Annotated in this window: 20 protein-coding genes; 8 read left to right on the plus strand and 12 right to left on the minus strand. The window is 53.2% G+C overall.

The annotated features are described in order from the left end of the window. Positions 1–10: 10 nt before the first annotated feature. A complete protein-coding gene (locus RHJ02_RS01255; RefSeq protein WP_206200725.1) occupies positions 11–796 on the minus strand; it encodes an RNA polymerase sigma factor SigF in 786 nt (261 codons plus the stop codon). Positions 797–1,029: 233 nt separating this feature from the next. Continuing rightward, positions 1,030–1,851 (minus strand): undecaprenyl-diphosphate phosphatase, encoded by an 822-nt coding sequence (locus RHJ02_RS01260; RefSeq protein WP_206200726.1) that lies wholly within the window; start codon positions 1,849–1,851, stop codon positions 1,030–1,032. Between the two features lie 134 nt (positions 1,852–1,985). Between RHJ02_RS01260 and RHJ02_RS01265 the strand changes: the two genes are divergently transcribed. The 4 genes from RHJ02_RS01265 to folE all read left to right on the plus strand — a co-directional run bounded on the left by RHJ02_RS01265 (position 1,986) and on the right by folE (position 8,028). Continuing rightward, a complete protein-coding gene (locus RHJ02_RS01265) occupies positions 1,986–2,834 on the plus strand; it encodes a hypothetical protein (RefSeq protein ID WP_310800373.1) in 849 nt (282 codons plus the stop codon). A gap of 15 nt (positions 2,835–2,849) precedes the next feature. Then, positions 2,850–5,237: an ATP-dependent DNA helicase RecG gene (gene recG, locus RHJ02_RS01270; protein WP_310743263.1), complete on the plus strand. Its 2,388-nt coding sequence runs from the start codon at positions 2,850–2,852 to the stop codon at positions 5,235–5,237. Positions 5,238–5,298: 61 nt separating this feature from the next. Continuing rightward, the gene (gene ftsH2, locus RHJ02_RS01275) at positions 5,299–7,194 is read left to right on the plus strand and encodes an ATP-dependent zinc metalloprotease FtsH2 (protein WP_206200729.1); all 1,896 of its coding nucleotides are present in this window, start codon (positions 5,299–5,301) and stop codon (positions 7,192–7,194) included. A gap of 183 nt (positions 7,195–7,377) precedes the next feature. Further along, positions 7,378–8,028, plus strand: coding sequence for a GTP cyclohydrolase I FolE (folE, locus tag RHJ02_RS01280; protein WP_206200730.1), 651 nt, complete (start codon positions 7,378–7,380; stop codon positions 8,026–8,028). A gap of 37 nt (positions 8,029–8,065) precedes the next feature. Here the strand turns inward: folE and RHJ02_RS01285 are convergent, their stop codons facing one another. The 4 genes from RHJ02_RS01285 to psaA form a co-directional block, all read right to left on the minus strand. After that, positions 8,066–8,653: an RNA-guided endonuclease TnpB family protein gene (locus RHJ02_RS01285; RefSeq protein ID WP_206200731.1), complete on the minus strand. Its 588-nt coding sequence runs from the start codon at positions 8,651–8,653 to the stop codon at positions 8,066–8,068. A gap of 159 nt (positions 8,654–8,812) precedes the next feature. Beyond that, a complete protein-coding gene (locus RHJ02_RS01290) occupies positions 8,813–10,417 on the minus strand; it encodes a mechanosensitive ion channel (RefSeq protein ID WP_310822141.1) in 1,605 nt (534 codons plus the stop codon). Positions 10,418–10,736: 319 nt separating this feature from the next. Next, positions 10,737–12,962 carry a photosystem I core protein PsaB gene (psaB, locus tag RHJ02_RS01295; RefSeq protein WP_206200733.1) on the minus strand — a complete coding sequence of 742 codons (2,226 nt, stop codon included), beginning with the start codon at positions 12,960–12,962 and terminating at the stop codon, positions 10,737–10,739. A gap of 23 nt (positions 12,963–12,985) precedes the next feature. Continuing rightward, the gene (gene psaA, locus RHJ02_RS01300; protein WP_399373354.1) at positions 12,986–15,193 is read right to left on the minus strand and encodes a photosystem I core protein PsaA; all 2,208 of its coding nucleotides are present in this window, start codon (positions 15,191–15,193) and stop codon (positions 12,986–12,988) included. Between the two features lie 414 nt (positions 15,194–15,607). Here psaA and RHJ02_RS01305 point away from each other — a divergent pair, with 414 nt between their 5' ends. Next, complete coding sequence (locus RHJ02_RS01305) at positions 15,608–16,006, plus strand: RidA family protein (RefSeq protein WP_302678649.1); 399 nt, start codon at positions 15,608–15,610, stop codon at positions 16,004–16,006. Here the strand turns inward: RHJ02_RS01305 and RHJ02_RS01310 are convergent. The 6 genes from RHJ02_RS01310 to RHJ02_RS01335 form a co-directional block, all read right to left on the minus strand. After that, positions 15,993–16,511 carry a DUF4330 domain-containing protein gene (locus RHJ02_RS01310; protein WP_206200736.1) on the minus strand — a complete coding sequence of 173 codons (519 nt, stop codon included), beginning with the start codon at positions 16,509–16,511 and terminating at the stop codon, positions 15,993–15,995. The two genes, RHJ02_RS01305 and RHJ02_RS01310, sit on opposite strands and share 14 nt — an antisense overlap. 49 nt (positions 16,512–16,560) lie before the next feature. Next, complete coding sequence (locus tag RHJ02_RS01315; protein ID WP_225901612.1) at positions 16,561–17,568, minus strand: WD40 repeat domain-containing protein; 1,008 nt, start codon at positions 17,566–17,568, stop codon at positions 16,561–16,563. 11 nt (positions 17,569–17,579) lie between these two features. Beyond that, positions 17,580–20,207, minus strand: a complete 2,628-nt coding sequence (locus RHJ02_RS01320) for an FHA domain-containing protein (protein ID WP_206200737.1) — start codon at positions 20,205–20,207, stop codon at positions 17,580–17,582. 69 nt (positions 20,208–20,276) lie between these two features. After that, entirely contained in the window at positions 20,277–20,906 is a 630-nt protein-coding gene (locus RHJ02_RS01325; RefSeq protein WP_302677081.1) for a response regulator transcription factor, read from the minus strand. A gap of 18 nt (positions 20,907–20,924) precedes the next feature. Further along, a complete protein-coding gene (locus RHJ02_RS01330; RefSeq protein ID WP_206200739.1) occupies positions 20,925–21,272 on the minus strand; it encodes a YbaB/EbfC family nucleoid-associated protein in 348 nt (115 codons plus the stop codon). Positions 21,273–21,333: 61 nt separating this feature from the next. Beyond that, positions 21,334–22,035 carry a lipid-binding SYLF domain-containing protein gene (locus RHJ02_RS01335; protein ID WP_310744718.1) on the minus strand — a complete coding sequence of 234 codons (702 nt, stop codon included), beginning with the start codon at positions 22,033–22,035 and terminating at the stop codon, positions 21,334–21,336. A 272-nt stretch (positions 22,036–22,307) separates the two neighbouring features. On the opposite strand from RHJ02_RS01335, the gene RHJ02_RS01340 reads away from it, so the two are divergent. The 3 genes from RHJ02_RS01340 to RHJ02_RS01350 are packed head-to-tail and all read left to right on the plus strand — an operon-like array spanning position 22,308 to position 26,738. Beyond that, positions 22,308–24,287 (plus strand): NAD(P)H-quinone oxidoreductase subunit 5, encoded by a 1,980-nt coding sequence (locus RHJ02_RS01340; RefSeq protein ID WP_310744719.1) that lies wholly within the window; start codon positions 22,308–22,310, stop codon positions 24,285–24,287. 49 nt (positions 24,288–24,336) lie between these two features. Continuing rightward, positions 24,337–25,920 (plus strand): photosynthetic/respiratory NAD(P)H-quinone oxidoreductase subunit D1, encoded by a 1,584-nt coding sequence (ndhD1, locus tag RHJ02_RS01345; RefSeq protein ID WP_206200741.1) that lies wholly within the window; start codon positions 24,337–24,339, stop codon positions 25,918–25,920. After that, the gene (locus RHJ02_RS01350) at positions 25,917–26,738 is read left to right on the plus strand and encodes an alpha/beta hydrolase (protein ID WP_310743266.1); all 822 of its coding nucleotides are present in this window, start codon (positions 25,917–25,919) and stop codon (positions 26,736–26,738) included. The genes ndhD1 and RHJ02_RS01350 overlap by 4 nt, the downstream gene beginning before the upstream one ends. The last annotated feature ends 15 nt before the right edge of the window (positions 26,739–26,753 follow it).

Raw genomic sequence — 26,753 nt, forward strand, 5'->3', positions numbered from 1 at the left:
TTATGCGTTTTCAGGATTCAGCGTCGTCGTGACTCATCATCCGTTGTAGGGCTTGCAGGCCTTTTTTAATCTGGCGAGAAACTGTGACCGCACTTAGACCCAAGAGTTCAGCAGTTTCTTTTTGACTCAAATCGTGCAAAAAGACAAATTCCAGAATCTGACAGGTGCGGGCTTCTAGTTTTTGCAGACACTGCTGCAAACGAATGCGATCTTCTTGGGCGAGTTGAAAACTTTGGTACCGTTGATCGGGCACGATGTCACCGAGGGAAACGGCATCTTCCTCACCCTCAAAGGTGGGGGCATCTAGGCTGACCGGGGTGGTGTGGTAGTTGGCAAATTTTGCCGCTTGCCATTCTTCAAGGGGAACATCGAGCGCTTGGGCAATTTCGTTATCGGTGGGGGGGCGATGCAGTTGTTGGCGGAGTTCTTGAATCACCCGCTTTCCTTGGCTTTGGAGGGCTTGCCAACGGCGGGGGACGCGAATTTGTGGACTTTTGTCGCGCAAATAATGTTGAATTTCACCGCGAATGTAGGGAATGGCAAAGGAACTAAAGGCCACGCCCTTACTGGGATCAAAGCGTTCAATGGCGTGAATGAGGCCAAGGGTGCCCACTTGCATCAGGTCGTCAAAGCTTTCTTGGGTGCACTGTACCCAGCGATGGGCTTCCTTGCGTACCAGTCCCATGTTCAACTCGACAAGGCGATTCCGCAATTCGCGTGCAGGGTTGTCTTGGTATGCCTGCAACAGCGAGAGGGTGGAATGCTTGAGGTCAGTATTGGCTGTCGTGCTGAACATAGAACACACCGTACCTTAAATCCCCCACAGCTTCAAAATGAGCAGATCAATGAGCACATCCTACGGTCTTCTTGGGTTATTGAACAACAACTTAAATAGATACCTGAACTAGATATCAACTGCGACTATGAAATCGCCTATTCTTACGATTCCACATCTAGTATGGCAAGGCATCCGTAGTTTCCCTGTGATCTCGACCACAGGTTAGGTTAAATTTTGCTAAATGTTGTTCCTTAGGTTCGCAGACTACCGAGGGCGATCGCGCCCCACAATGCAGTTCCCAAGCCAATGCGATACCAGATAAAGACCCAAGTGGAATGGCGTTGCAGGAATCGCAGCAGCCAAGCGATCGCCAAATAGGAAAAAACCATGCTCGAGAGTGTGGCAATCACAAGAGGAATAAACAGCGTCCCCTCATCAAAAACATCTTTGGCTTGGACAAGGGTGGCGATCGTCAGTGTGGGAATGCCCAACAGAAAAGAAAAGCGCGCCGCTGTTTGCCGCTCCAGCCCTAAAAATAAAGCTGTCGTTAGCGTGGAGCCTGAACGCGAAGCCCCCGGCAGCAGGGCAATCATCTGGCCACAACCCACTAGAAAGCCATCTAAAATGCCAATGTCTTGATAGGTGCGTTTGCGGGAACCCCATTTTTCTGCGAATCCCAAAAGAATTGCCATGGCGATCGCCATCGTGGCAATGATCTGAGGCCGATCCAACTCAACTTTGGCCCATTTCAGAAGAAGTCCTGCCGCTAGTGCGGGAATCGTGCCCACCGTGATCCCAACCAACAGTTTCCATTCTTCCCGCTGCCAATCCCGCTGTTGCCATGCCTGCCAAGCCCCTTGGACAATTTGGCGAATATCCTGCCAGAAATAGCCAAAAACCGCGATCACGCTACCAAACTGCATCGCATCTAGGGCAGTTTTATGCCAGACACTTTTCCACCCCAAGAGGTCACTAAAGAGAATCAAGTGAGCGGTACTGCTAATGGGCAAGAACTCTGTAATACCTTGCACGAAGCCGAGGATGACTGCTTGCAGCCAGAGAATAATATCCACGTTTCTGTCTCACCTTTGCAACCCCACTATCTTGCCATGAGTCGGTGAACAGGCTATCCTCGCCAAGATGTTGTAATAGATTGTAGAAACAGTCTTCTTAAACGCAGCAGCACTGTTTTGCCAGTTAGGCGTGTATGTCGGGTAACTTAGAAGCCGTTGAGCGGGAAATTTTAGGGTTACAGGGGATGCTATTGGCCGCCTTGGCGGAAATGCGTCAGCTTTATGATGTTTATCTAGAAATGCTCGCCCCCATTGCCCGCCAGCAGTTGATCACCGTCAGTTATCAGGTGTGCACTCAAGTCTTTCCAGAGAAATTTTTGACCCTTGAAGACCCAGAGCGACAGGATCTTCAGCGTCAGATTGTTGAACTGGCGATCGCCTTGGAAACCACGATTTTAGGCCTACAGCCCCGTCGCCAAGAAGACTCAACTGCAAAGCAAGAGGCGACGAATGGGGAAGAAAACGCAACCAAGGAACAGGAACCCTCCTCCCTATCGGAGCAATTGAGCCAAGTTCTTTATCAAAGTTCGCTCAAGATAAACCATCTACTGCAACGGGCGGCTATCTTACCGCCTGCCCCAATCGCGGTCATTTTAGAGATTGCCAGTAAAGCGGAAAATCGTCCCCTTGGGCGGATTCCCCATTTGTTGACGATGATGCTAGATGAGCAGAAACTACAAGAGGAGGGCGAAGAGGAGCGAGACACCAGTGAGTCCCCAAGGGAATCTTCCAGTCATCACCCCATGGCAGCCATTTACCTGCAACTTGAGGAACTGGAGTTTCAGCATCCTCCCCTCGGCAATCAGCGCAGTCAAATTCGCCAACTGGAAGCACGTCTGGCCACCCTCCAGAAGCAACTGCATAAAAAACAGCGGCAATATCTGGTTCTCAAGGCCAGTCGGGCATGGTGGCAAACGTGGAAAGCCAATGAAGCCGCAGACGCGACCGCCAGTGTCCCCGAAGCAATGGATGGTGAGCAATAGGGAAGGAGGCCTGCTGTGTCCCTTGACTGGCCACGCCTACAACGCGCCCTTGCCATTGAAACGGAGCGGGGTTTTTGCAACCTTCAGGGCAATACCTATCGGTTTAATGAGTATTTACACGCAGCGTTAACGCAAGCCCCTCTGCAACAACTCCCCCTTCAGGTGCGCGATCGCTGGCAGGAAACGGCGGCAGCCTATGCCCACTACAACGATCTCTCCCCCAGCCAACGACAACACCTCGTGGTGAAAACGCGCCAACTGCTCCACGATGTCCACAAACAACTCACGAGTCCGCCCCCGCGCCCCCGTCCCCTCGATCAAGCGCTCAAAACAGTGAATGGGATTGGTGAGCGCACTGCGGCGAAACTGGAAAAACTTGGGCTTTATACGGTTGCGGATCTCATTTACTACTTCCCCCGCGATCACATTGACTATGCCCGCCAAGTCCCGATTCGGCAACTCCAAGCTGGGGAGACCGTCACCCTTGTGGGTAAAGTCCGCCGTTGCAACTGTTTTACCAGTCCCCGCAATGCCAAGCTGACGATCTTAGAAATTGTTCTTCAAGATCGCACCGGGCAAATTCGCCTGAGTCGCTTCTATGCGGGTGCCCGCTATGCCCAACGGGGGTGGCAAGAGCAGCAAAAACGCCTCTATGCCCCACAGACCATTGTGGCTGCCTCTGGCCTCGTGAAACTGACGAAGTATGGCCTTACCCTTGAAGATCCGCAGTTGGAAGTGCTGGATCATGCTGGGGCAGAAATAGACTCCCTCACGATTGGCCGTATTGTGCCAGTCTATCCCTTAACGGAGGGAGTATCTCCCGATGTCATTCGCCGTGCGGTCGATCGCGTTCTGCCCTTGGTGCAGGGCTATCCTGATCCCCTACCGCAGGGGCTACGCCAACGTCACCAATTGATTCCCCTAGATACGGCGCTGCGTCACATTCACTTTCCGCCAGATCAAACGCAACTGAGTCTGGCACGGCGGCGGCTGATTTTTGATGAATTTTTCTACCTGCAACTGGGATTGCTCCAACGGCGGCGCCAGCAGCAACAGCAGGCCAGTGCCCCCCTCAACCCCCAAGGGGAACTGATTGAGCAGTTTTACCAGGGGCTGCCCTTTCAACTCACAGGGGCGCAGCAGCGGGTGGTGGCGGAAATTTTGGCGGATTTAGAGCGCCCGATTCCCATGAATCGCCTTGTCCAAGGGGATGTGGGATCCGGCAAAACCGTTGTCGCTGTGATTGCGCTATTGGCGGCTGTGCAGTCCGGCTATCAAGGGGCACTAATGGCACCCACAGAGGTTCTGGCAGAGCAGCACTATCGCAAGCTCTTGGAATGGCTCACCCCCCTCCATGTGCCGGTGGAACTGCTCACAGGATCGATACGTACAGCCAAGCGCCGCCAGATTCTGGATCAACTGGCAACGGGGGAATTGCCGGTGCTGGTGGGCACCCATGCTCTGATCCAAGAGGGGGTGACGTTTCAGCAGTTGGGTCTGGTGGTGATTGATGAACAGCACCGCTTTGGGGTGGCACAACGGGCAAAGCTGCAAGCCAAGGGACTCCTGCCCCACGTGTTGACTATGACGGCGACACCGATTCCCCGCACGCTTGCCTTGACCCTCCATGGGGATTTGGATGTGAGTCAAATTGATGAATTGCCCCCCGGTCGGCAGCCGATTCAAACAACCGTCTTGGGACGGGGCGATCGCTCCTGCGCCTATGATTTAATCCGCCGTGAAGTGGCCCAAGGGCGGCAAGCGTATATTGTCCTGCCTTTGGTTGAGGAATCGGAAAAACTAGATCTGAAATCCGCCATTGCCGAGCACGAGCGATTACAAACGGAGATTTTTCCCAATTTTCGCGTCGGGCTGCTCCACGGTCGCATGGCATCGAGTGACAAGGATGCCACGATTCAAGCCTTTGCCAAGGGGGAATTGGATATTCTGGTGGCTACCACGGTGGTCGAGGTGGGGGTGGATGTCCCCAATGCCACGGTGATGCTCATTGAACATGCTGAACGCTTTGGCCTATCCCAACTCCATCAACTGCGGGGGCGGGTGGGGCGGGGTGCCCAACAGTCCTATTGTCTGCTGCTCAATAGTTCTCGCAATGATGCTGCCAAGCAACGGCTGAATGTGCTGGCGCAGTCTCAGGATGGCTTCTTTATTGCAGAGATGGATCTGCGGCTGCGCGGTCCGGGGGAGGTTTTGGGGACGCGGCAATCGGGATTACCGGACTTTGCCCTCGCTAGCCTTGTTGAGGATCAAGATTGCCTAGAGGCGGCGCGATCGGCGGCCAGTGAACTGATCGCCCAGGATCCTGAGTTACGGGGCTATCCTCTGCTGCAAGCAGTTCTCCAGCAACGGCGCGATCGCCTGCTGGAGGGCATGATGAACTAATACTCCCCCTTTGGGAGGGATATGTTAAATTTAGTTAAGAACCTGATAAAAAGCGCCGCCAATGAAAGTCTCTTGGAAAACTGTTCTCCTTTGGTCAATCCCCCTACTGCTCATGGGGGTTCTCCTCTGGCAGGGGGCGAGCAACTTTATGCTCAATCAAAGTCAGCCTCCTCTGAATACCGCCAGTACGCGCATGAGCTATGGGCGATTCCTCAACTATTTAGATGCGGGTCGCATTAGTAAAGTGGACATTTTCGATAATGGTCGCACCGCCATTGTGGATGTCTCTGATCCAGAATTGATTAACGGTCGTCCCCTGCGGGTACGGGTAGATATGCCGGGGACGGCTCCAGAAGTCATTAGTAAACTGCGGGAGCAGCACATAGAAATTGATGTCCATCCCGCTCGCAATGATGGTGCCCTGTGGGGACTCTTGGGTAATTTACTCTTCCCCGTCTTGCTCTTGGGGGGACTCTTTTTCCTCTTCCGCCGCTCCAGCAACGTGCCCGGAGGACCAGGTCAGGCGATGAACTTCGGTAAGTCTCGCGCCCGCTTCCAAATGGAGGCCAAAACGGGTGTCATGTTTGACGATGTTGCTGGTGTCGATGAAGCCAAGGAAGAACTACAAGAGGTGGTCACCTTCCTGAAGAAGCCCGAGAAATTTACAGCGGTGGGTGCTCGCATTCCCAAAGGGGTTCTCCTAGTAGGTCCCCCCGGCACGGGGAAAACGATGCTCGCCAAGGCGATCGCGGGTGAGGCAGGGGTACCCTTCTTCTCCATCTCGGGTTCAGAATTTGTCGAGATGTTTGTTGGTGTTGGTGCCTCCCGCGTCCGGGACTTGTTCCGCAAGGCCAAGGAAAATGCTCCCTGTCTCATCTTTATTGATGAAATTGATGCTGTGGGTCGCCAACGCGGGGCTGGCATTGGCGGCGGTAACGATGAGCGGGAGCAAACCCTCAACCAACTGCTGACCGAAATGGATGGCTTTGAGGGGAATACCGGCATCATTGTGATTGCGGCAACCAACCGCCCGGATGTCTTGGATGCGGCTCTCCTGCGTCCGGGTCGTTTTGACCGACAGGTGGTGGTGGATGCGCCGGATATTAAGGGTCGCTTGGCGATTCTCAAGGTGCATGCCCGCAACAAGAAATTGGCGCCCGAAGTTTCCCTTGAGGCGATCGCTCGCCGTACCCCCGGCTTTACGGGTGCCGATTTGGCCAACCTCCTCAATGAAGCGGCGATTCTCACGGCCCGGCGGCGGAAACCCGCCATCACCATGCTGGAAATTGACGATGCCGTGGACCGGGTTGTTGCTGGTATGGAGGGCACACCGCTGATTGACGGCAAGAGCAAGCGCCTCATCGCCTACCACGAAGTGGGTCATGCCATTGTCGGTACCCTCTTGAAGGATCACGATCCTGTGCAAAAAGTGACATTAGTGCCTCGTGGTCAAGCCCGTGGCCTGACTTGGTTCATGCCTTCAGAGGATTCCGGATTGATCTCGCGATCGCAACTGATGGCGCGGATGGCTGGTGCCTTGGGCGGTCGGGCTGCTGAATACGTCGTCTTTGGCGATGCTGAAGTCACGACTGGTGCTGGCAATGACCTGCAGCAAGTGACAGCGATGGCACGGCAAATGGTGACCCGCTTTGGTATGTCAGATCTAGGACCTCTCTCCTTGGAAACCCAAAACGGTGAAGTGTTCTTGGGGCGGGACTTGGTGTCTCGAACAGAATACTCCGAAGAAATTGCGGCTCGCATTGATGCCCAAGTGCGGGAGTTGGTGCAGCACAGCTACGAACTTGCCATCAAGATTATCCGGGACAATCGCGTGGTCATTGACCGCCTCGTCGATCTCCTAGTAGAGAAAGAAACCATTGATGGTGAAGAGTTCCGGCAAATTGTTGCTGAATACACCGTTGTTCCCGATAAAGAGCGCTTTGTACCGCAGCTTTAGATAAGCTAAATTAGTAGATTCAATCGCCCTAACCCCTCTCCCAGTGCGGATGAGGGGGATTTTATTTTGACTGCTTTTCCTCTGTAAATTCTATGCTCAACTAAACCGACTTTCATGTCAGTTTCCTTGACACCATTTCCACCAGTAAATAGAATGATAATCGTTATTATTTTTAGGTACCCTATGTCCCAGCAATCCCGTAACCAGTTGTTAACCGTGCAAAGCAGCCTTGAAAGTATACCCACCTGCGTCTCGACCCAGGTGTCAGATGCTGAGATGGAGCAGGCGGTTCGCACACTCCTCATCGGGCTAGGGGAAAATCCTGATCGCGAAGGCCTGCGGGATACCCCCAAACGGGTTGTTCAAGCCTTGAAGTTTTTAACCAGTGGCTACCGCCAATCCTTGGATGAGTTGCTGAATGGTGCCGTTTTTTACGAAGACACCAATGAGATGGTCTTGGTGCGCGACATCGATCTCTTTAGTTGTTGTGAGCACCATATTCTGCCAATCATTGGGCGAGCCCATGTCGCCTACATTCCCAATGGCAGGGTCATTGGCCTGTCAAAAATTGCCCGCATTTGCGAGATGTATGCGCGGCAGCTACAGGTGCAGGAGCGCCTGACCCAACAAATTGCAAATGCTTTGCAAGGACTCCTGAAACCGCAAGGGGTGGCTGTGGTTGTTGAGGCCACCCATATGTGTATGGTGATGCGAGGCGTACAAAAACCAGACTCTTGGACGGTCACCAGTTCAATGCAAGGGGTGTTTGCTGAAGATGCCCGCACCCGCCAAGAGTTCCTAGATCTGATCCGCCACCAACCCTCCTTCCGTTAGTCTGATTACCAGACGAGGGGGAGAGGACACCGTTCTGCTACCAGCGGTCGATAACGATCAGCTGAGTGCCGTAGCGCTTGCCCTTGTATGCCATTTGCCAGCGGCACAGACCAAAACCCACGTTGCTGATGGCGCGGGCAAGCCGCTCATTCGCCAGCATCCCCTTGATCCCCACCGCTGGGTTTTCGCGGCAGAGCCGGGGCGTGAGCTTGTGGCAGAAATCGGCTCGGACATTGGCGATGCGAGCATGCAGCCGTGCCAATGCTTCAGAGGACTTCCTGCGGTTGTTGGAAATGGGAAGCTTTTTCCCTTTTGGCAGTCTATCTTTCGGTGCACATCCAGCTGCGATTTTGGCCGACGCCATTTTGCGGCTCAAGCGCCTGCTCCGAATTCTGAGACGACGCAGCGCCCTTTTGAGAGGCTGCGGGGATTCGACGGTCTCACCCTTAGAAAGTGTTACCGCTGCTGTAACACCAAGGTCGACACCGGTTATTTCATCCGCTGTGCGCCAGCGATAAAACTGCGCATCGGGTACTTCCACTTGGATGGCCACATACCAGCGATGTGCTGTAGGGAAGACCGTTGCACCGAGAATCTTGCCGCTAAAGCGCAGTGCCTCAGCCATGGCAACCTCGCCGCTTGGGTAGGCGAATGGTTTTGCCCGAAACACAGAACTGGTTGTTGGCAACATCGAAGCTGTCGCGGCAACGCCCCTTCTTCTCATTCAGCTTCACCTTGCGTCAGTTCCTTTACTAAATTCCTAGGCCAGCTCTTGCTACCTGCCTCAATTATTTTCAGAATTTCTGCCTTTGAGTAAATTCAGCCATTCCTCAACTTGAGCCGCTGCAATTTGCCGGCATCCCAAGCCAAAGGCAAGGGCGATCGCCACCGCAATAGAACCAAAGAGCAAGCCAAAGGCTAAATTGACAATGCTCGTTGCAATGCCCATCTGCTGCAGAGCCATTGCCCCCACAAACGTCATCGTTGCTAGCCGTGCCGCCTGAGCGAGAAAACGCCCTTGGGAGGTGCCAGAACTAGCAACAAGCCGAAATACTAAATTGGCAAAGTACAACCCTACCGCTAAGATCAGCGTTCCGACCAACACCCGACCAATCACCACTACTAGGGCAGTGACAAAAGCACTGAGAGCAGGAATATCCAGTACATCAACGGCAGCGATCGCTCCAAATAACAAAACGCCAACAAAGGCAACGATGCCCATCACTTCTGAGGGCTGTCGCCAGCGCTGCTCGGGTGCCTCCGCAGGCTGAGACTCCTGAGAATCCACCATCGGACGCTCTAGACCTAGCCAGACCAACACTTGATCAAAGCCGATGGTTTGCAGGAAATTGGTAACCGTCTCCGCCACAAAGCGGCCAATTACATAGGCCAGCAGCAGAATAATGGCTGCAGTAAAAATTTTCGGCAATGCCGTCAGCACTTGGTTTAGCATTGCCGTTGCCGGTTCCGTAATGGCCACGATTTGTAGCGCATCAAGGCTAGCGATCGCCGTCGGAATCAAGATTAAGACATAGACAATCGTACCGATGACCGTTGCTAGGGATTCCCCTAAACTGGTTTGCCCTAGACCGAGGCGCTGACCAATGCGCTGAATTCCCATGGCCGTCATTAAGTTAATGACTAAACTGCGGACAATACGGGCAATAAACCAACCGACAACCGCGATAATCAGCGCCTTAAAGACAAAAGGCAGTGCGCCTAGAATATCATTCAAGAGATTTTGTACAGGCTGCAATGAGCCTTGCAGATCAAGCACCCCCAAAATTAGGGGCAGGAAGAAAAGAAAAACAAACCAATAGAGGGTATTTCCCAACATCTCAGCCACAGACATGGTGGCCGGCCCCTCTGAGGAACCATTCCCCTCAGATTCAAGGGGGAGTTGACGATCCAAATTCAAAGAACGGGCAGACTGAGTGACCACTATTTTCGATATAGTTGCTACTACCCAAGCTACATTCGCCAGCAGGATCGCTGCCCCCAGCTTTGGCAGGAAACTAAAAACTTGATTGAGAAACGCATTGAGGGGCTGTGACACTGTCGTCAAGCGCAGGGCATCTAAAAAGGCCACCACCGCCAGCAAAAGAATGACCCAGAAAACTACTGCTGCCAGAATCGCAGTCACTGATATGCCTTGGAGCGACTCATTTCCACCAAAGAATTGGGTCAATCGTTCATCAACCCGCATTCGTTTCAAAACCGAGCGTGTTATCTTTGCCAGAATAGTGGCAACAATCCAGCCAATGAGCAGCAAAGCAACTGCAATAATGACTTGCGCTAAAAGGCTCCCCAAATTGTTGAGATCAAAAGCTGGATTCACTGAATTTTCACCGACAATTTGGGAAGTTTCTTCAGTATTAACTTGAGCCAACAAGCCTTCAATAGGGTTCTTAGATGAAAACCTTAAAATAGCTAGGTTAAATGTATCACGCATTACAACCGTCCTCAATTCAGACACACCCTTATCAATGCAAAATTCAGTCCTAGGATATCTAAAAAGTAGCGTGATGTCATTGAAAAACGTTTTTAGGTACTGAGATATTGAGATATGTTAAAAAATCCTAACTGTGGTCACTAGCAAGGAATCAGTTGGCTCGCTCTAAAACAAGCAGCTACAACTTGTTATCAAACACAAAAATCCCCCACCTAGAGGCAGGGGAGCTGACAAAATTTAACTTAACTTAAGTAGATCAACCGAACTTGGCTGCGGTTGAGGCAATCAGGAAGGCCGCATAGGTCAAGATGTAGCCAACGCTGAAGTGTGCCAGACCCACCAAGCGGGCTTGCACAATCGACAGCGCCACCGGCTTGTCTTTCCAACGCACCAAGTTGGCCAAGGGAGTGCGCTCATGCGCCCACACCAAGGTTTCAATCAGCTCTTGCCAGTAACCACGCCAGCTAATCAGGAACATGAAGCCTGTTGCCCACACAAGGTGACCAAACAGGAACATCCATGCCCACACCGACAGGTTATTGGTGCCGAAGGGGTTGTAGCCATTGATGAGCTGGGAGGAGTTCAACCAGAGGTAATCCCGCAGCCAACCCATGAGGTAGGTAGAGTTTTCGTTGAACTGAGCCACATTGCCTTCCCAGACACCAAGGTGTTTCCAGTGCCAGTAGAAGGTAACCCAGCCAATGGTGTTCAGCATCCAGAACATGGCCAGATAGAAGGCATCCCATGCAGAAATATCGCAGGTACCGCCACGGCCGGGGCCATCGCAGGGGAAGGCATAGCCGAAGTCTTTCTTATCTGGCATCAGTTTGGAGCCACGGGCATCCAACGCACCTTTGACCAAAATCAAGGTGGTGGTGTGCAGACCCAAGGCAATGGCGTGGTGCACCAAGAAGTCCCCAGGGCCAATCGTCAAGAACAGAGAGTTGGTGCCACTGTTGATGGCATCGAGCCAGCCGGGTAGCCAGACATTGCCGTAGTTCGGCCAAGCGGTGCTAGCAATGCTATCGGGGTTCGACAGCAGCGTATCAAAGCCATAGAGCAGTTTGCCATGGGCCGCTTGAATGAACTGAGCAAACACCGGCTCAATGAGGATTTGCTTTTCGGGGGTACCAAAGGCGACCACGACATCGTTGTGGACATAGAGACCCAAGGTGTGGAAGCCCAAGAAGAGGGACACCCAGCTTAGGTGGGAAATGATCGCCTCTTTGTGTTGTAGTACCCGATCCAACACATTGCCTTTGTTTTGGGCTGGATCATAGTCCCGCACCAAGAAGATAGCCCCATGGGCAAAGGCACCCACCATCAAGAAGCCAGCAATGTACTGGTGATGGGTATAGAGGGCAGCCATCGTGGTGTGGTCTTGGGCAATGAAGGCATAGGGTGGCAGCGAGTACATGTGCTGTGCCACCAAGGAGGTGATCACGCCCAAGCAGGCCAAGTGCCAACCCAACTGGAAGTGTAGCGAGTTGTTATAGGTTTCATAAATGCCTTGGTGAGGCATGTTGAAGGGACCTTCCACCTTCGTGCCAAAGAAGTCCTTGGCATCCATCATCTCTTTAATGCTGTGGCCAATCCCAAACTGGGTGCGGTACATGTGACCCGCCACAATAAAGAGCACCGCGATCGCAAGGTGGTGGTGCGCCATATCCGTGAGCCACAGGGACTCCGTTTGGGGATGGAAGCCACCCAAGAAGGTGAGAATCGCCGTTCCAGCACCCTGTGCCGTGCCAAAGATGTGGCTAGCCGTGTCAGGGTTTTGGGCATAGACACCCCAGTTGCCCGTAAAGAAGGGCGCCAAACCAGCGGGGTGGGGCATGGTGCTCAGGAAATTATCCCAGCCCACGTGCTGACCACGGGACTCCGGAATGGCCACGTGAATCAGGTGACCCGCCCAAGCCAAGGAGCTAACGCCAAACAGACCGGCCAAGTGGTGGTTCAACCGCGATTCGGCATTTTTGAACCAAGAGAGGCTAGGACGGAATTTGGGTTGTAGGTGCAGCCAGCCGGCAAAGAGAGCCAGCGAAGCCAGAATCAGCAGGAAGATGGCACCTTGGTAGAGGTCACCGTTGGTGCGCATACCGATGGTGTACCACCAGTGATAGACACCGGAGTAGGCAATGTCCACAGGGTTAGCAGCCCCCGCTTGGGTAAAGGCATCCACTGCGGCTTTGCCAAATTGAGGATCCCAGATCGCATGGGCGATGGGACGGGTGTTGACAGGGTCTTGAATCCATTGTTCAAAGTTCCCCTGCCACGCAACGTGGAATAGGCTACCAGACACCCACAGGAAGATGATGGCCAGATGCCCAAAGTGGGAGGCAAAAATCTTCTGGTAAAGATTTTCCTCGGTCATGCCATCGTGGCTTTCGAAGTCGTGAGCCATGGCGATGGCGTACCAAATCCGGCGTGTGGTCGGATCCTGTGCGAGGTCTTGGCTAAACTTCGGAAATTTAGTTGCCATAGTTGGTTATCTCCTCCTCGCCCCTATCCTACAGAAATAATCCGAGCTAGGAAGAATGCCCAAGTAGTGGCAATCCCCCCTAGGAGGTAATGGGCTACACCGACGGCACGGCCTTGAATAATGCTCAGGGCACGGGGCTGAATGGCCGGTGCAACTTTCAGCTTGTTGTGGGCCCAAACAATGGACTCAATCAGCTCTTGCCAGTAGCCACGACCACTGAAGAGGAACATGAGGCTGAAGGCCCAAATGAAGTGAGCACCCAAGAACAACAAACCATAGGCGGATAGGGCTGAACCATAGGAGCCAATCACCTGAGAAGCTTGTGCCCACAGGAAGTCCCGTAGCCAGCCATTGATGGTGATGGCACTTTGGGCAAAGTTACCGCCCGTGATGTGAGATACCGTGCCATCGGGAGCAACAGTACCCCAGACATCCGACTGCATCTTCCAACTGAAGTGGAAAATCACAACAGAGATGCAGTTGTACATCCAGAACAGACCCAAGAAGACGTGATCCCAACCGGAGACTTGGCAGGTACCGCCACGACCGGGACCATCGCAGGGGAAGCGGAAGCCCAAGTTGGCTTTATCGGGAATGAGGCGAGAGCTGCGGGCAAAGAGGACGCCCTTCAGCAGAATCAGCACTGTCACGTGGATGGTGAAAGCGTGAATATGGTGCACCATGAAATCGGCCGTTCCCAGAACAATGGGCATCATGGCGACTTTGCCACCGACAGCAACCACATCACCACCAAAGGCAACACTAGCGGTGGCAGCAGCATTGGGAGCCGTACCACCGGGGGCTAGGGTGTGTAGGTGTTGTACCCATTGGGCAAAGACAGGCTGAAGCTGAATGCCAGTGTCGGAGAACATATCTTGGGGACGACCAAAGGCACGCATCGTGTCGTTGTGGACGTACAGACCAAAGCTGTGGAAGCCCAAGAAGATGCACACCCAGTTGAGGTGGGAAATGATGGCATCGCGATGGCGCAGTACCCGATCCAGAACGTTGTTTTGATTCATGGCCGGATCGTAATCACGCACCATGAAGATGGCACCGTGGGCAGCACCACCCACAATCAGGAAGCCGCCAATCCACATGTGGTGGGTAAACAGCGACAGTTGGGTGGGATAGTCGGTGGCCAAGTAAGGATAGGGGGGCATTGCATACATGTGCTGCGCCACAATAATGCTCAGCGAACCCATCATGGCTAGGTTGATCGCCAGTTGGGCATGCCAAGAGGTGGTCAGCACTTCGTACAGACCTTTGTGGCCGGCACCGGTGAAGGGGCCTTTGTGGGCTTCAAGAATCTCTTTGAGGCTGTGGCCAATCCCCCAATTGGTGCGGTACATGTGACCGGCAATGATGAAAAGGACAGCGATCGCCACGTGATGGTGAGCCGTATCCGACAGCCACAGGCCACCGGTAACGGGGTTCAAGCCGCCGTTAAAGGTCAGGAAATCCGAGTAGGCAGCCCAATTAAGGGTGAAGAAGGGAATGACGCCACTCAAAAAACCCCAATCCACTTTGGGATATAGGTCGGCCATCAAGCTGGGGTTAAGGATAAACTCGTGGGGCAAGGGAATATCCTTAGCAGCAACCCCTGCATCCAAGAGTTTGTTGATGGGTAGCGAGACGTGGATCTGGTGACCTGCCCAAGCCAAAGACCCCAAGCCAAGCAAGCCGGCGAGGTGGTGGTTGAGCATGGATTCCACGTTTTGGAACCATTCCAGCTTAGGAGCGCGCTTGTGATAGTGGAACCAGCCTGCAAAGAGCATTAAGCCAGCCATGACCAAGCCACCGATTGCGGTGCAGTAAAGCTGGAACTCATTGGTGATCCCAGAGGCACGCCACAGTTGGAATAGCCCCGAGGTGATTTGGATGCCGTGGAAACCACCGCCGACATCACCATTGAGAATGCCTTGACCCACAATGGGCCAGACCACTTGAGCACTGGGCTTGATACCGGTGGGATCGGCCAGCCAAGCCTCATAGTTTGAGAATTTTGCACCGTGGAAGTACATCCCACTCAGCCAGATGAACACCACAGCCAGATGGCCGAAGTGTGCACTGAAGATCTTGCGGGAAATATCTTCAAGGTCGCTCGTGTGTGTATCAAAATCGTGGGCAAGAGCGTGGAGGTTCCAAATCCATGTGGTGGTTTGGGGTCCTCTGGCCAAGGTGCGGTCAAAATGCCCGGGTTTTGCCCATTTTTCAAACGATGTGGACACCGGGTCATTGTCAACCACGACTCTGACCTTTGGCTCTCGCTCCGGTGGACTGATGGTCATCGAGTCTCTCCTCTCTCTTAGGCAAGGAAGGAACGAGGGCATTCACCTCGGCAATATAGAAAGATCTTTAGATCAATGATTGTGAAGAATCGTGAATCTAAAGACCCAGAATGGAACGATAAAGCCCGTTCAGGAGGCGAATGCTCAATTCAGCATTATAGAAGGGGAGTACAGACTTTGCCGATAATTAACATTATTTAAGATGCTTGAATTCTTGACATGATTGTGGGGGTATAAATGCATAATATATGCGCTATCATATCCATTGATTTAATACAGGTGGCCGTGGCTCAATTCCCTGTAGAATCGGCTTTTGGGGCGATCGCCCCCGACATGTAAATTGTTTTAAGTTTTATGACAAAAGTGATTATTTGTACCACTGATGCGCCTAGGCCGGTCGGCCCCTATAGCCAAGCCGTGCGGCAAGGGGAATGGGTCTTTCTCGCAGGGCAAATTGCCCTTGATCCAAAAACGGGTGAGATTGTTGGTGGCGAAGATGTCAAGGAGCAAACCCGCCAAGTGATGGATAATCTCAGTGCTGTCCTCAAGGCCGCCGGTAGCGATTGGTCACAGGTGGTGAAAACAACCGTGTATCTTGCAGACCTCAATGACTTCGCCGCCATGAATGAAATCTATGCTCAGTACATGGATGCTGAGACAGCGCCTGCCCGTGCCTGTGTGGAAGTATCGCGCCTGCCGAAGGGAGCCAAGGTCGAAATTGACTGCATTGCCTACTGTCCTACAACGGCCTAACGGCAATCACCGAGGCACGGAAATTATACTCTTTGCCCTCTAATTCTACGGGCGTTCCCACTTTGATGGCCATATTCCCTAGCACCGGGCCATTGTTCGTGATTTGGCCTCGGCCTTCGAGGGTCAGGAGCAAGTTGCTACTGTAGGCCATCTCTGGGCGGGGATCTGGCAGCGCTTTAACCGACCCATCGGGCTGGGAAACAGTAACTGTGCGCGGCAGAACCTGGACATTTTTCACAGTAATTTGGCCGTAGGGCTGGTTGCGAATAATAAAGTTGGCGGTACTGCTCTTGGGAATTAGGTCTTGGGGAGTGGGAGTACTCAGACCCAGAACGAGAACATCTACTTCAATGGGTTGGGCAGCGGTCATTTGTGCCAACGAGGTGCCCGATCGCCCCGGCAGGAGGAACAAGCCCGCCAAAACGCACAGGAGAACAAGCCCTGCCCCAAGGTCTAGAAGACTCAGCTTGCCAAAAAGACGGCCATAGCGATCAATGAGTTTCATCGGCACTCTAGCTTAAACCCGCAGCAACATCCTACCACACGGGTTCTCCCTAACCGGCTTGCCAAACCCAGAGTTCCCCTTGGGTGCCCCCGGCGGCTAAATACGATCCCTTGGGGTGCCAAGCAAGAGTTGTGAAGTATTCTTGGGCACCTTGCAGTAACTCCTGCGGTTGAGTTTGCTGCCAATAACACAGCCATCCCTCATCGCCACTGGACACGAAGCCTTGACCTTGGGGATGAATAGAGAGGGCGCGCACAGTGCCACGGTGCAGATCCAGCACTTGGGGTTGCCAGCCGCTTGCATCCTCGCTGAGGCGCCAGAGGATAATCCCCTCTTGGGAACTGCTCAGGAGCTGGGGGGCTTGGTTGGCGGTTTCCAACCAGTGAAGATGCCGCACTTTACCGGGAAAGCCCTGCATGTGCCACGGATACTGATCGCCCCAACGCCAGACAAAAAGGGTGTGATCCATGTTGCTGGCCGCGAAATATTCCCCTGTGGCGGACCAAGCTACGCCCACTGTCGCAGACATAAACCCTAATTCTTGGGGATCGGCATCCCAATCTTTAGCCGACCACACCCGCACACCGCCATAACCGGCAACGGCCAAAGCATCACCCGTAGGTTGCCAAGCCAAAGCGAGCACTGACGAGGCCGCAAAATCAAGGGTGGCAATGACATCGGCTTGAGCCGCATCCCAAATCTGGACGTAATGACCAAGACTAAAAGCAACCCAAGGCAATGTGGGATGCCAAGCCAGTTGATCAATCCAGTGGGAACCGTAGTGGAGCACCTGAAGATTCTCAGGGTGAGCTAAGGAACCCATGAGTACCCGTCCCTGCTCTCCCGCCGCTGCCCACCACTGGCGATCGCTGGCCACCGCGAGGATCGTTAAGCTTTGATCGGTCGCCGTTTGCAAGATGAGTTGCTCACCCACCTCTGGATCAATGTGATAGACCTCTCCTGCGGCGGAAGCGGCCAACAGATGGCGATCGCCCCACGCCAAGGCGGTGACGTACTCTTGAAGTTGGGTTTGTCCTAGTGGGATCAGAGAATTCACCAGTCACGCCCCTAGTGGAGGGTGTCGAAATAGATCTGAATGCCGACAATCATGGCAAACATGAGGACAATAAACAAGCTGATGATCAGCCAGTGCCCCGCCACATTCACGTCAAAGATCTCACCATAAATGCCGTAGAGCCGGTCAATAATGCCTTCCGCTTGGCCAATGGCTTTTTCCCGCTTCAGCATCCAGTTAGAATACCGTTCCTGCCAAATCTGCAGATCATCCTTGTAGTTGGTCATCTCCTCTTGGAAGGTGGCAAAGGCGGCTGGGGTGGTTGGCGTTGCTGGTTCCGTGGGCTTTTGCGGTTCGGCCTCATCAAGGGCTGGGGTGTAGTAGCCACGAACCCCCGGGAAGTAGCAGGTCTTAAAGAGTTGGGCACCCGTGCAACGACAGCTTTCGGGGGGATGGGTTTCATTGGGTTTCGTCCAGCAGGGATCCAAAGCGACATCCTTGCCCACTTTTGTAATTGTGACAAAGGCTTCAAAGGGCCACTTGGTTAAGGTAAAGACATTCATGACTTGGCCAATCGGATTCATCTGGGAGGGGGCAATAATCCCGCCCCCAAATGTGACTTGGGGAATAATAAAGAGAATTAACAACAGGGGGGCGATCGCTGTATTGGGTGACAGTGCCGACACCAACAGCCCCATCATCATGCCACTGAAGGAGGCCAAGAACATCGTCAGCCATAACTGCACTTGAGTGAGGCTATCGCCGGGAAAATCAATGGCAATGTTTTTGAATAGGAGAAAGGCCGAGGCCTGATAAAGTGACAGCAATAGCGCCACCGTTGTCTTAGAAAAGACATAGGCACCAATTTTCAGTCCTACGAGGTGTTCGCGGCGGTAAATCTCTCGCTCTTTGGCGATTTCGCGCATCGTAGTTAAATTACCCACCATCACCGCCACCAAGGCTGTGGCAAAGAGCATCGTAATCGCTGAGGCGGCATCCCCCTTGCGAATATCAAACAGGTGGCGATCCCAAACTATCAAGTCCAGTAAACCAATAAAGAAAGGGATCGAGAAATTCAAAATTAAGCTGACGCGATCGCGCATTAAAACGGCTGCTTCCCGCTGCAACAGGATCAGGTACTGCCGTAAGCCTGAGACAGGGTGGTACTGGGGAATTTTGCTGGCACGTTTCCCTTGGGCATCTGGCGTGCGTCCCTGATCGAGGTGGCAGACTACTGCCTTCTGGCGATCGAGAACATAGGTTTTGTACTGTTTCGACTGCAAATATAACTGCTGCCATTCTTCAGGGCTGCGCTCGCGCTCAACCAAGGGATAAATGTCATTAAAGGACTTGACACCAAAGTAGTCAGGAGCTTCATTGGGGAGGCCAAAATAGGCAATGCGACCGCCAGCGGCGAGAAACAAGACCAAATTACATAGCTTGATATTTTCTGTGACGTGAGTAATCAGGACAACAGTACAGCCACCATTGGCTAAGCGCCGCAATAGGGTCATGACATCTGCCTCGGTACCCGGATCCAGACCCGAAGTGGCCTCATCGAGAAAGAACAAACTGGGTTTGGTAATTAACTCAACACCTATGGAGACCCGCTTCAGTTGGCCGCCACTGAGATTTTTGATTGGCACATCCCGCCGTTGGCTCAGCCCCAAAATCTGCATCACCTCTTCCACGCGGCTGTGGCGTTCAGTAGGTGTAATATCAGCTGGCATCCGCAATTGGGCGGCAAAGTCGAGGGCTTCCTCAACGGTGAGTTCCTTGTGGACGATGTCTTCCTGAGGCACATAGGCAAACTGAGAGCGGTAGGCATCAAAGTTGTGGTAGAGATCGTTGCCATTCACCAGAACCGTGCCACTGGAGGCGGGGTTAAATCCCGTCAACGCCCGCAATAGGGTCGATTTGCCACACCCACTGACGCCAGCAATGACCACAAATTCACGGGGCAAAATGGATAGGGAGACATCGTGGAGGAGCTTTTTATTCCCTTTGACGACTTTCTCTAGGCCAAAGGCATCAAGGCGAATACTGCCCGTTTCATTATCAACGGTGATCGTTTCGTCAACATTGATTTGCAGGAGATAGGGGCCGATGCGAATTTTGTCGCCAATTCGTAGGGCATGGGGTTTGGTGAGGCGCTTGCCATTGCAAAAGACACCGTTGGAGGAATTGAGGTCTGTAATGACAATGGAGGTGCCTTGACGTTCAATCTTGGCATGGTGGCGGGAGACTTGGGGGTGATCAATTTGAATGTCATTGTCGTCACCCCGACCAATCCGCAGAACCGTCTTGCCCTGAAAGCTAATGGCTTTTTGCAGAAACTGAGCTTGGCTTTCACGGAAGGTGATCTTGACGTTGACACCGATGTAGAAGGTATCCTCGTCCTTGAGGTCTTTTTCCTTGATGGGGCGATCGCCATAGACCAGACCGAGCTTACTGTCCAAGTCACGGATGCGATAGCCAGTGTCCGTCTTAACAATTTCAAAGTGATGCCGCGAAATGGTCGGATAGGAAATCACAATTTCGTTGTGGGGCGATCGCCCTACCCGTACCGTGGGTTGCAAGAGTGGAAACTCCTCGACGGAAGCGGGCGTACTAATTTGCAGAAAGGGGGATGATTCTTGATCCGAGGCTAAAACCGTTGCCTCATTGCTATGGGATGCCATGGGACACAGGCTCAACACACCGACGGTTCCCCTTCACGATAACAAGTGCCCTTGAGTCTTGGGGAAGGCCTAGACTAAACCGTTACGAAGTGCAACAACCGCCGCCTGCACACGGTCATCCACCGCCAACTTGTTCAAAATACCCCGCACATGGGTCTTGATAGTATTTGGACTGAGAAACAGCTTACTGGCAATTTCAGGGTTACTATAGCCTTCCACCATCAGCTTCAGGACATCCAGTTCCCGCTGCGACAGGTGATAGTCCATTGTCGGTTGGGGCGGATGCAGGTGCTGGATCACATGGCGGGCAATCTGGGGATCAAGGTAGGTGGCTCCTTCTTGGGCAGCAGCGATCGCCATCAGTAATCGCTCAACGGTTTCTCCCTTGATACAGTAGGCATCGGCACCACTAGAAAGGGCAGCAACAGCTTCAAGAGCCGATTGGTGGGAGGTAAGCATCACCACATGAATGTCAGGAAATTCTCGCTTCAGCCGTTGGGTGGCGGCAATCCCGTCTAGCCTTGGTAGGCCAATGTCCATAATGACCACTTGCGGCTGCAACTGGCGTGTCATATCAATGGCGCCATAGCCATCTTCGGCATAACCCACCACAGCAAACTGCTCTCCTAGGGCTTGTCCTAGCCCCAGTTGCATCATTGGATCATCTTCCACAATCAGGAGCCGCAGCTTGGGTGCCATGGTGGGCGGGGAAGTGCATTAACCGAGACCCGGAACGTTCAAGCCACCTGTTAACTCTTCCATCCGTTCCCGCATGGTAGCGGTGGATTTTTGGTAGGCATCGCGCATGGCGGCGGTCACCAAATCAGAGAGCACTTCAGCCCCTTCACTCAGGAGATCTGGGCTGATTTCGACGCGGCGGGGTTCTTGGGTACCACTCATAATCACTTTGACGGCACCCCCCGCTGCTTGACCCTCAATGTCCATTTTTTCGAGGTCTTCTTGCAGCTTCTTGGCGCCTTCTTGAACTTGTTGTGCTTTCTGGATGGCTGCGGCCAGCTCCTTCATTTTGCCAAGACCGAAGCCAAAACCCTGTCCCTGTGCCATAGTGTTCCTTCTATACAGTGCGGACTATTGACTGCTATCTTATCACTGTCTTGAGAAGGGATTAGCGCGCTGCACGGGCAAGGGCATTGTAGAGACCATTGAGGACGGGAGGGGAAGGGAGGGGGGGCGAGTTCTCAAAAATTTGCATTGGCGTCAGGTTAGGTCGGCCATAGAAGCGGGTACTGGCACTACGATCAAAACTAATATTGGCGCCCTCAAGGGCAACGCCGGCAAACAGACCCGCACTGCGTGTGTAGGAAAAGACTTGGGGACTCGGATCTGTAGGACTGACGACTTCGCCACCCACAGGGCCTGCCGCAACGGAGACATTGCCCCCTAGACGAAAGGACTGCGCCAAGCTGCGCATGACGACGGATTTATCCATGAAGGCCAGCACCACATCCGTGGATTGGGCACCAATTTGCAGGCCAAAGCTCCCGCCGGTCATTGTGATAAAGGCGGGCTTACTCCATTCATTATTTTCATTGCGCACAAGCAGAATACCGGCGCCACGGCGGCCCCCAAAGAGAAAGCCCGCTTGAACGACATTGGGAATAATGGCAATTCCTTGAGCGCGCTGGACAATCCTCGGTGGAATGCGGTTGTTGTTGTTAAATGTAAACTCGCCAAGGACAAATGTGGCATTCTCGACCCGTTGCACCATGCGAGAATCAGGGGCATTTTGGGCAAGGGTGGTATGGGGGATGAAAATCAGGGCGATCGCCCCTACAATTGCAGCGCCAGTTCGGTGAAATCGTGCCATAAGAAAACTCAATTCCATCGCAATTCCTCTTATTTGTGCGTCAATGTATTGTTAGACGAGCCAACCTTACCTGCCTGTTCCCTGACCTGTCATGCCTTGGTTGGTAGTAACAAACCTGAAGAAAACCTGTTTTTTGATTTTCTGCAACCGATTTCCGGCATCTGTTGTTAAAACGGATGTGGCAGAATGTAAAGGGTTTTGCCTGCACTAGTGATTCATACCTAGTTCGTTTTCCCAAGCAGGCAGCTCTCATGGAAAGTTAGGTGGCACGCATGGAACCCCTGTATCAATACGCTTGGCTGATTCCCGTTTTACCCCTCTTGGGAGCGCTGATTGTTGGCTTTGGCTTGATTGCCTTTTCAGAGACCACCTCGAAACTGCGGCGACCCAGTGCCATTTTCATCATGGCGTTGATGGCGATCGCCATGGTGCATTCTCTGAGCCTTTTCTGGAGTCAAGTCCAAGGCCACGCCCCCTATACGCAAATGATTGAATGGGCAGCGGCGGGCAATCTCCACATTGCCATGGGATACGTGATTGACCCCTTAGCGGCATTGATGTTGGTCATCGTCACAACGGTGGCCTTTTTAGTCATGCTCTACAGCGATGGCTACATGGCTCATGATGCGGGCTATGTTCGCTTTTTTGCCTATCTCAGCCTGTTTGGCTCCTCGATGCTGGGGTTGGTCGTCAGTCCCAACTTGGTGCAGGTCTATATCTTTTGGGAATTGGTGGGGATGTGCTCCTACCTGCTGATTGGCTTCTGGTATGACCGCAAAAGCGCGGCGGAAGCAGCACAGAAGGCATTTGTTACCAACCGTGTCGGTGATTTTGGCCTTTTGTTGGGCATGGTGGGGCTATTTTGGGCAACGGGTACCTTTGACTTTGGTGGCATGGGCGATCGCCTGACGGAACTGGTCAATACCGGCCTACTTTCCCCTAGTCTTGCCGCCATTCTTGCCATCTTGGTCTTTCTCGGTCCTGTGGCCAAATCTGCCCAGTTTCCCCTGCATGTGTGGCTACCAGATGCGATGGAAGGTCCGACCCCCATTTCTGCTCTGATTCACGCGGCAACCATGGTGGCAGCCGGGGTCTTCCTGATTGCGCGGATGTTCCCTGTGTTTGAGCAATTGCCCCAAGTGATGACGATCATTGCTTGGACGGGAGCCTTTACGGCATTTATGGGGGCAACCATTGCCATCACCCAAAACGACATCAAAAAGAGCTTGGCTTATTCAACCATTTCCCAACTGGGCTATATGGTCATGGGGATGGGCGTGGGTGCCTACAGTGCTGGCCTTTTTCACCTGATGACCCATGCCTACTTCAAAGCGATGCTCTTTCTTGGATCGGGGTCAGTCATCCACAGCATGGAAGGGGTGGTTGGCCATAACCCAGACTTGGCTCAAGATATGCGCTACATGGGGGGGCTGCGCAAGTACATGCCGATTACGGGGGCAACATTTCTAGTGGGGTGCTTGGCCATTTCTGGCGTGCCTCCCTTTGCTGGCTTTTGGTCAAAGGATGAAATTTTAGGCGCGGTTTTTCATGCCAACCCGGCCATGTGGCTGCTGACGTGGCTCACGGCGGGCTTAACCGCCTTTTACATGTTCCGCATGTACTTCATGACCTTTGAGGGCAAGTTCCGTAATGTGCCCCCAGAGTTACAGGAGCACTATGATCACAATGCCCACCACGATCAGCACGCTGCTGAACCCCATGAATCTCCTTGGACAATGACCCTACCCTTGGTGGTGCTAGCGATTCCCTCGACGTTGATTGGTTTTGTGGGTACCCCCTTCAACAATCTCTTTGAGGCCTTTATCCATGCTCCCGGTGAGGAGATGGTGGCGGAGCACGCGGTGGATTTGACAGAGTTTCTCATCCTTGGCGGTAGCTCTGTGGGCATTGGCCTGCTTGGCATTACCTTGGCCTCCCTGATGTATCTCAAGGGCACTCCCAGTCCGCAGGCGATCGCCAAAGCCATTCAACCGCTGTACCAGTTCTCACTGCATAAGTGGTATTTCGATGAACTCTATGAAGCGGTCTTCATTAAAGGCTGTCGTCGCTTGGCGCGTCAGGTCTTGGAAGTGGATTACAACGTGGTGGATGGCGTGGTCAACCTCACGGGCTTTGTCACGATGGTCACTGGTGAAGGACTGAAATACTTCCAAAATGGCCGTGCCCAATTCTACGCCCTCATTGTGCTGCTGGCGGTGTTGGGATTTGTCATCTTCTCGGTGCAAGCCTAACCCCGGTTATGGTTCTTTCCCAACTGCTGGAGGAGTAAACACGACTGCCATGAGTACGTTTCCTTGGCTGACAACGATTATCCTGTTCCCAATTGTGGCTTCCTTGGCGATTCCCTTCATTCCAGATGCCACAGGCAAAGGACGCCCAATCCGCTGGTATGCCCTGACGGTGGGGTTGATTGACTTTGCCTTGATTGTCTATGCCTTCACGAATTTCTATGACCTGAACACCCCCGGCATGCAACTGTGGGAAAGCTATGACTGGATTCCCGAAATTGGCCTGCGCTGGTCAGTGGGGGCAGATGGCCTCTCGATGCCGCTGATTTTACTCACGGGCTTTATCACCACGCTGGCGATTTTGGCGGCTTGGCCAGTGACCCTGAAGCCGCGACTCTTTTATTTCTTAATGCTGGCGATGTATGGTGGCCAGATTGCCGTTTTTGCCGTGCAGGATATGCTGGTCTTTTTCCTTGCGTGGGAACTGGAGCTGATTCCGGTGTACCTGCTACTGGCCATTTGGGGGGGGCACAAGCGTCAATACGCGGCAACAAAGTTCATTCTCTACACGGCTGGTAGCTCCCTCTTTATTTTGGTGGCGGGCTTGGCCATGGCCTTCTATGGCGACACGATTAGCTTTGATATGCAGACCTTGGCGGCCAAGGACTATGCCATTGGGTTTCAACTGCTGGTTTATGCCGGCTTTTTGGTGGCCTACGGCGTCAAGCTGCCGATTGTCCCCCTGCACACGTGGTTGCCGGATGCCCACGGTGAAGCAACAGCGCCGGTGCACATGCTGCTGGCGGGGATTCTCCTGAAGATGGGCGGCTATGCCCTGATTCGCATGAATGTCGATATGCTGCCGGCAGCCCATGCCAAGTTTGCCCCCGTTTTGGTGATTTTGGGGGTGGTCAACATCATCTATGCGGCGCTGACTTCCTACGCGCAGCGCAATCTCAAGCGCAAAATTGCCTACTCCTCGATTTCCCACATGGGCTTTGTGCTGATTGGGATTGCCTCGTTTACCAATTTGGGCATGAGTGGGGCAATGCTACAAATGGTCTCCCACGGCTTGATTGGGGCGAGTCTCTTCTTTTTGGTGGGTGCCACCTATGACCGTACCCACACGCTGATCCTTGAGGAAATGGGCGGTGTTGGCCAGAAAATGAAGAAGATCTTTGCCATGTTTACGGCCTGCTCCTTGGCCTCCCTTGCCCTGCCGGGGATGAGTGGCTTTGTGGCTGAACTCATGGTCTTTATTGGCTTTGCCACTAGTGATGCCTATTCGTTGCCCTTCCGCGTGATTGTGGTCTTTTTGGCGGCAGTGGGGGTGATCTTGACACCGATTTACCTGCTGTCGATGCTGCGGGAAATTTTCTACGGCCCTGAAAACAAGGAACTGGTGGAGCATGAAGCCCTTGTGGATGCTGAACCCCGCGAGGTGTTTATCATTGCCTGTCTTTTGGTACCAATTATTGGCATTGGCCTCTATCCCAAGCTATTGACGCAAATTTACGATGCCACCACGGGGCAGGTGATTGCGCGAGCGCGGGAAGTGGTACCGACACTGGCTCAGCAGGTGGATCAACCCTTAGGGACACTGGTGGCACCGAGCCTGAACTCAAAGACTAAATGAGTTGGCTACAAGATTGGGTACTGGGGGAGTGGAGCTGGCTGCGCTTGGGGCGATCGGCACTCCTGATTTATCTGATCATTGCGGTCTATCTCTACTTTGGCGCCGATGCCCTGATCTTCCATCCACCCCGTCCTACCTACTCCCTTTCTGAGGAGATCCGGCTGATTCCAGTGGGGCAGGGCGATCGCCTTGCGGTGCGGTATGTTGCCAACCCAGACGCTCACTTTACGCTGCTGTTTAGTCACGGCAATGGGGAAGACCTCGGCATGGTGGAACCCTTTCTACAGACGCTGCGGCAGTGGGGGTTTTCCGTCCTCGCCTACGACTATCGTGGCTACGGCTTGAGTTCGGGTCGCCCTAGTGAGCGTCATGCCTACGTAGATGCTTTGGCAGCCTATACCTATCTCACAGAGGAACTGCGAGTCCCCCCAGAGCGGGTGATTCTCTATGGCCGTTCCCTTGGCGGTGGGGTGGCGACGGAACTGGCAACACAGGTTGCAATTGCGGGGTTGGTCTTAGAAAGTACCTTTACTTCAATCTTTCGGGTGGTGGTACCTTTCCCGTTATTTCCCTTTGATCGCTTTATCAACCGAGATAAACTGCCGCAAGTCAAGGTGCCGCTGTTGATTCTCCACGGTACTGCCGATAGCATCGTGCCCTTTCGTCATGGCCAATACCTTTTTGCCATTGCCCGTGAGCCAAAATTTTCCCTCTGGGTCGAGGGTGCCGATCACAATGATTTTGTTGAGGTGGCGGGCGATCGCCTGCGGATAGCGTTAGAGGAATTTGCTGCTTTTCTGAAGGCACAATCTGCCTAGGGTGTTTATTAAGGG

It is taken from the genome of Thermosynechococcus sp. TG215, from assembly GCF_031583455.1.
In the GTDB taxonomy this organism is placed as follows: Bacteria; Cyanobacteriota; Cyanobacteriia; order Thermosynechococcales; family Thermosynechococcaceae; genus Thermosynechococcus.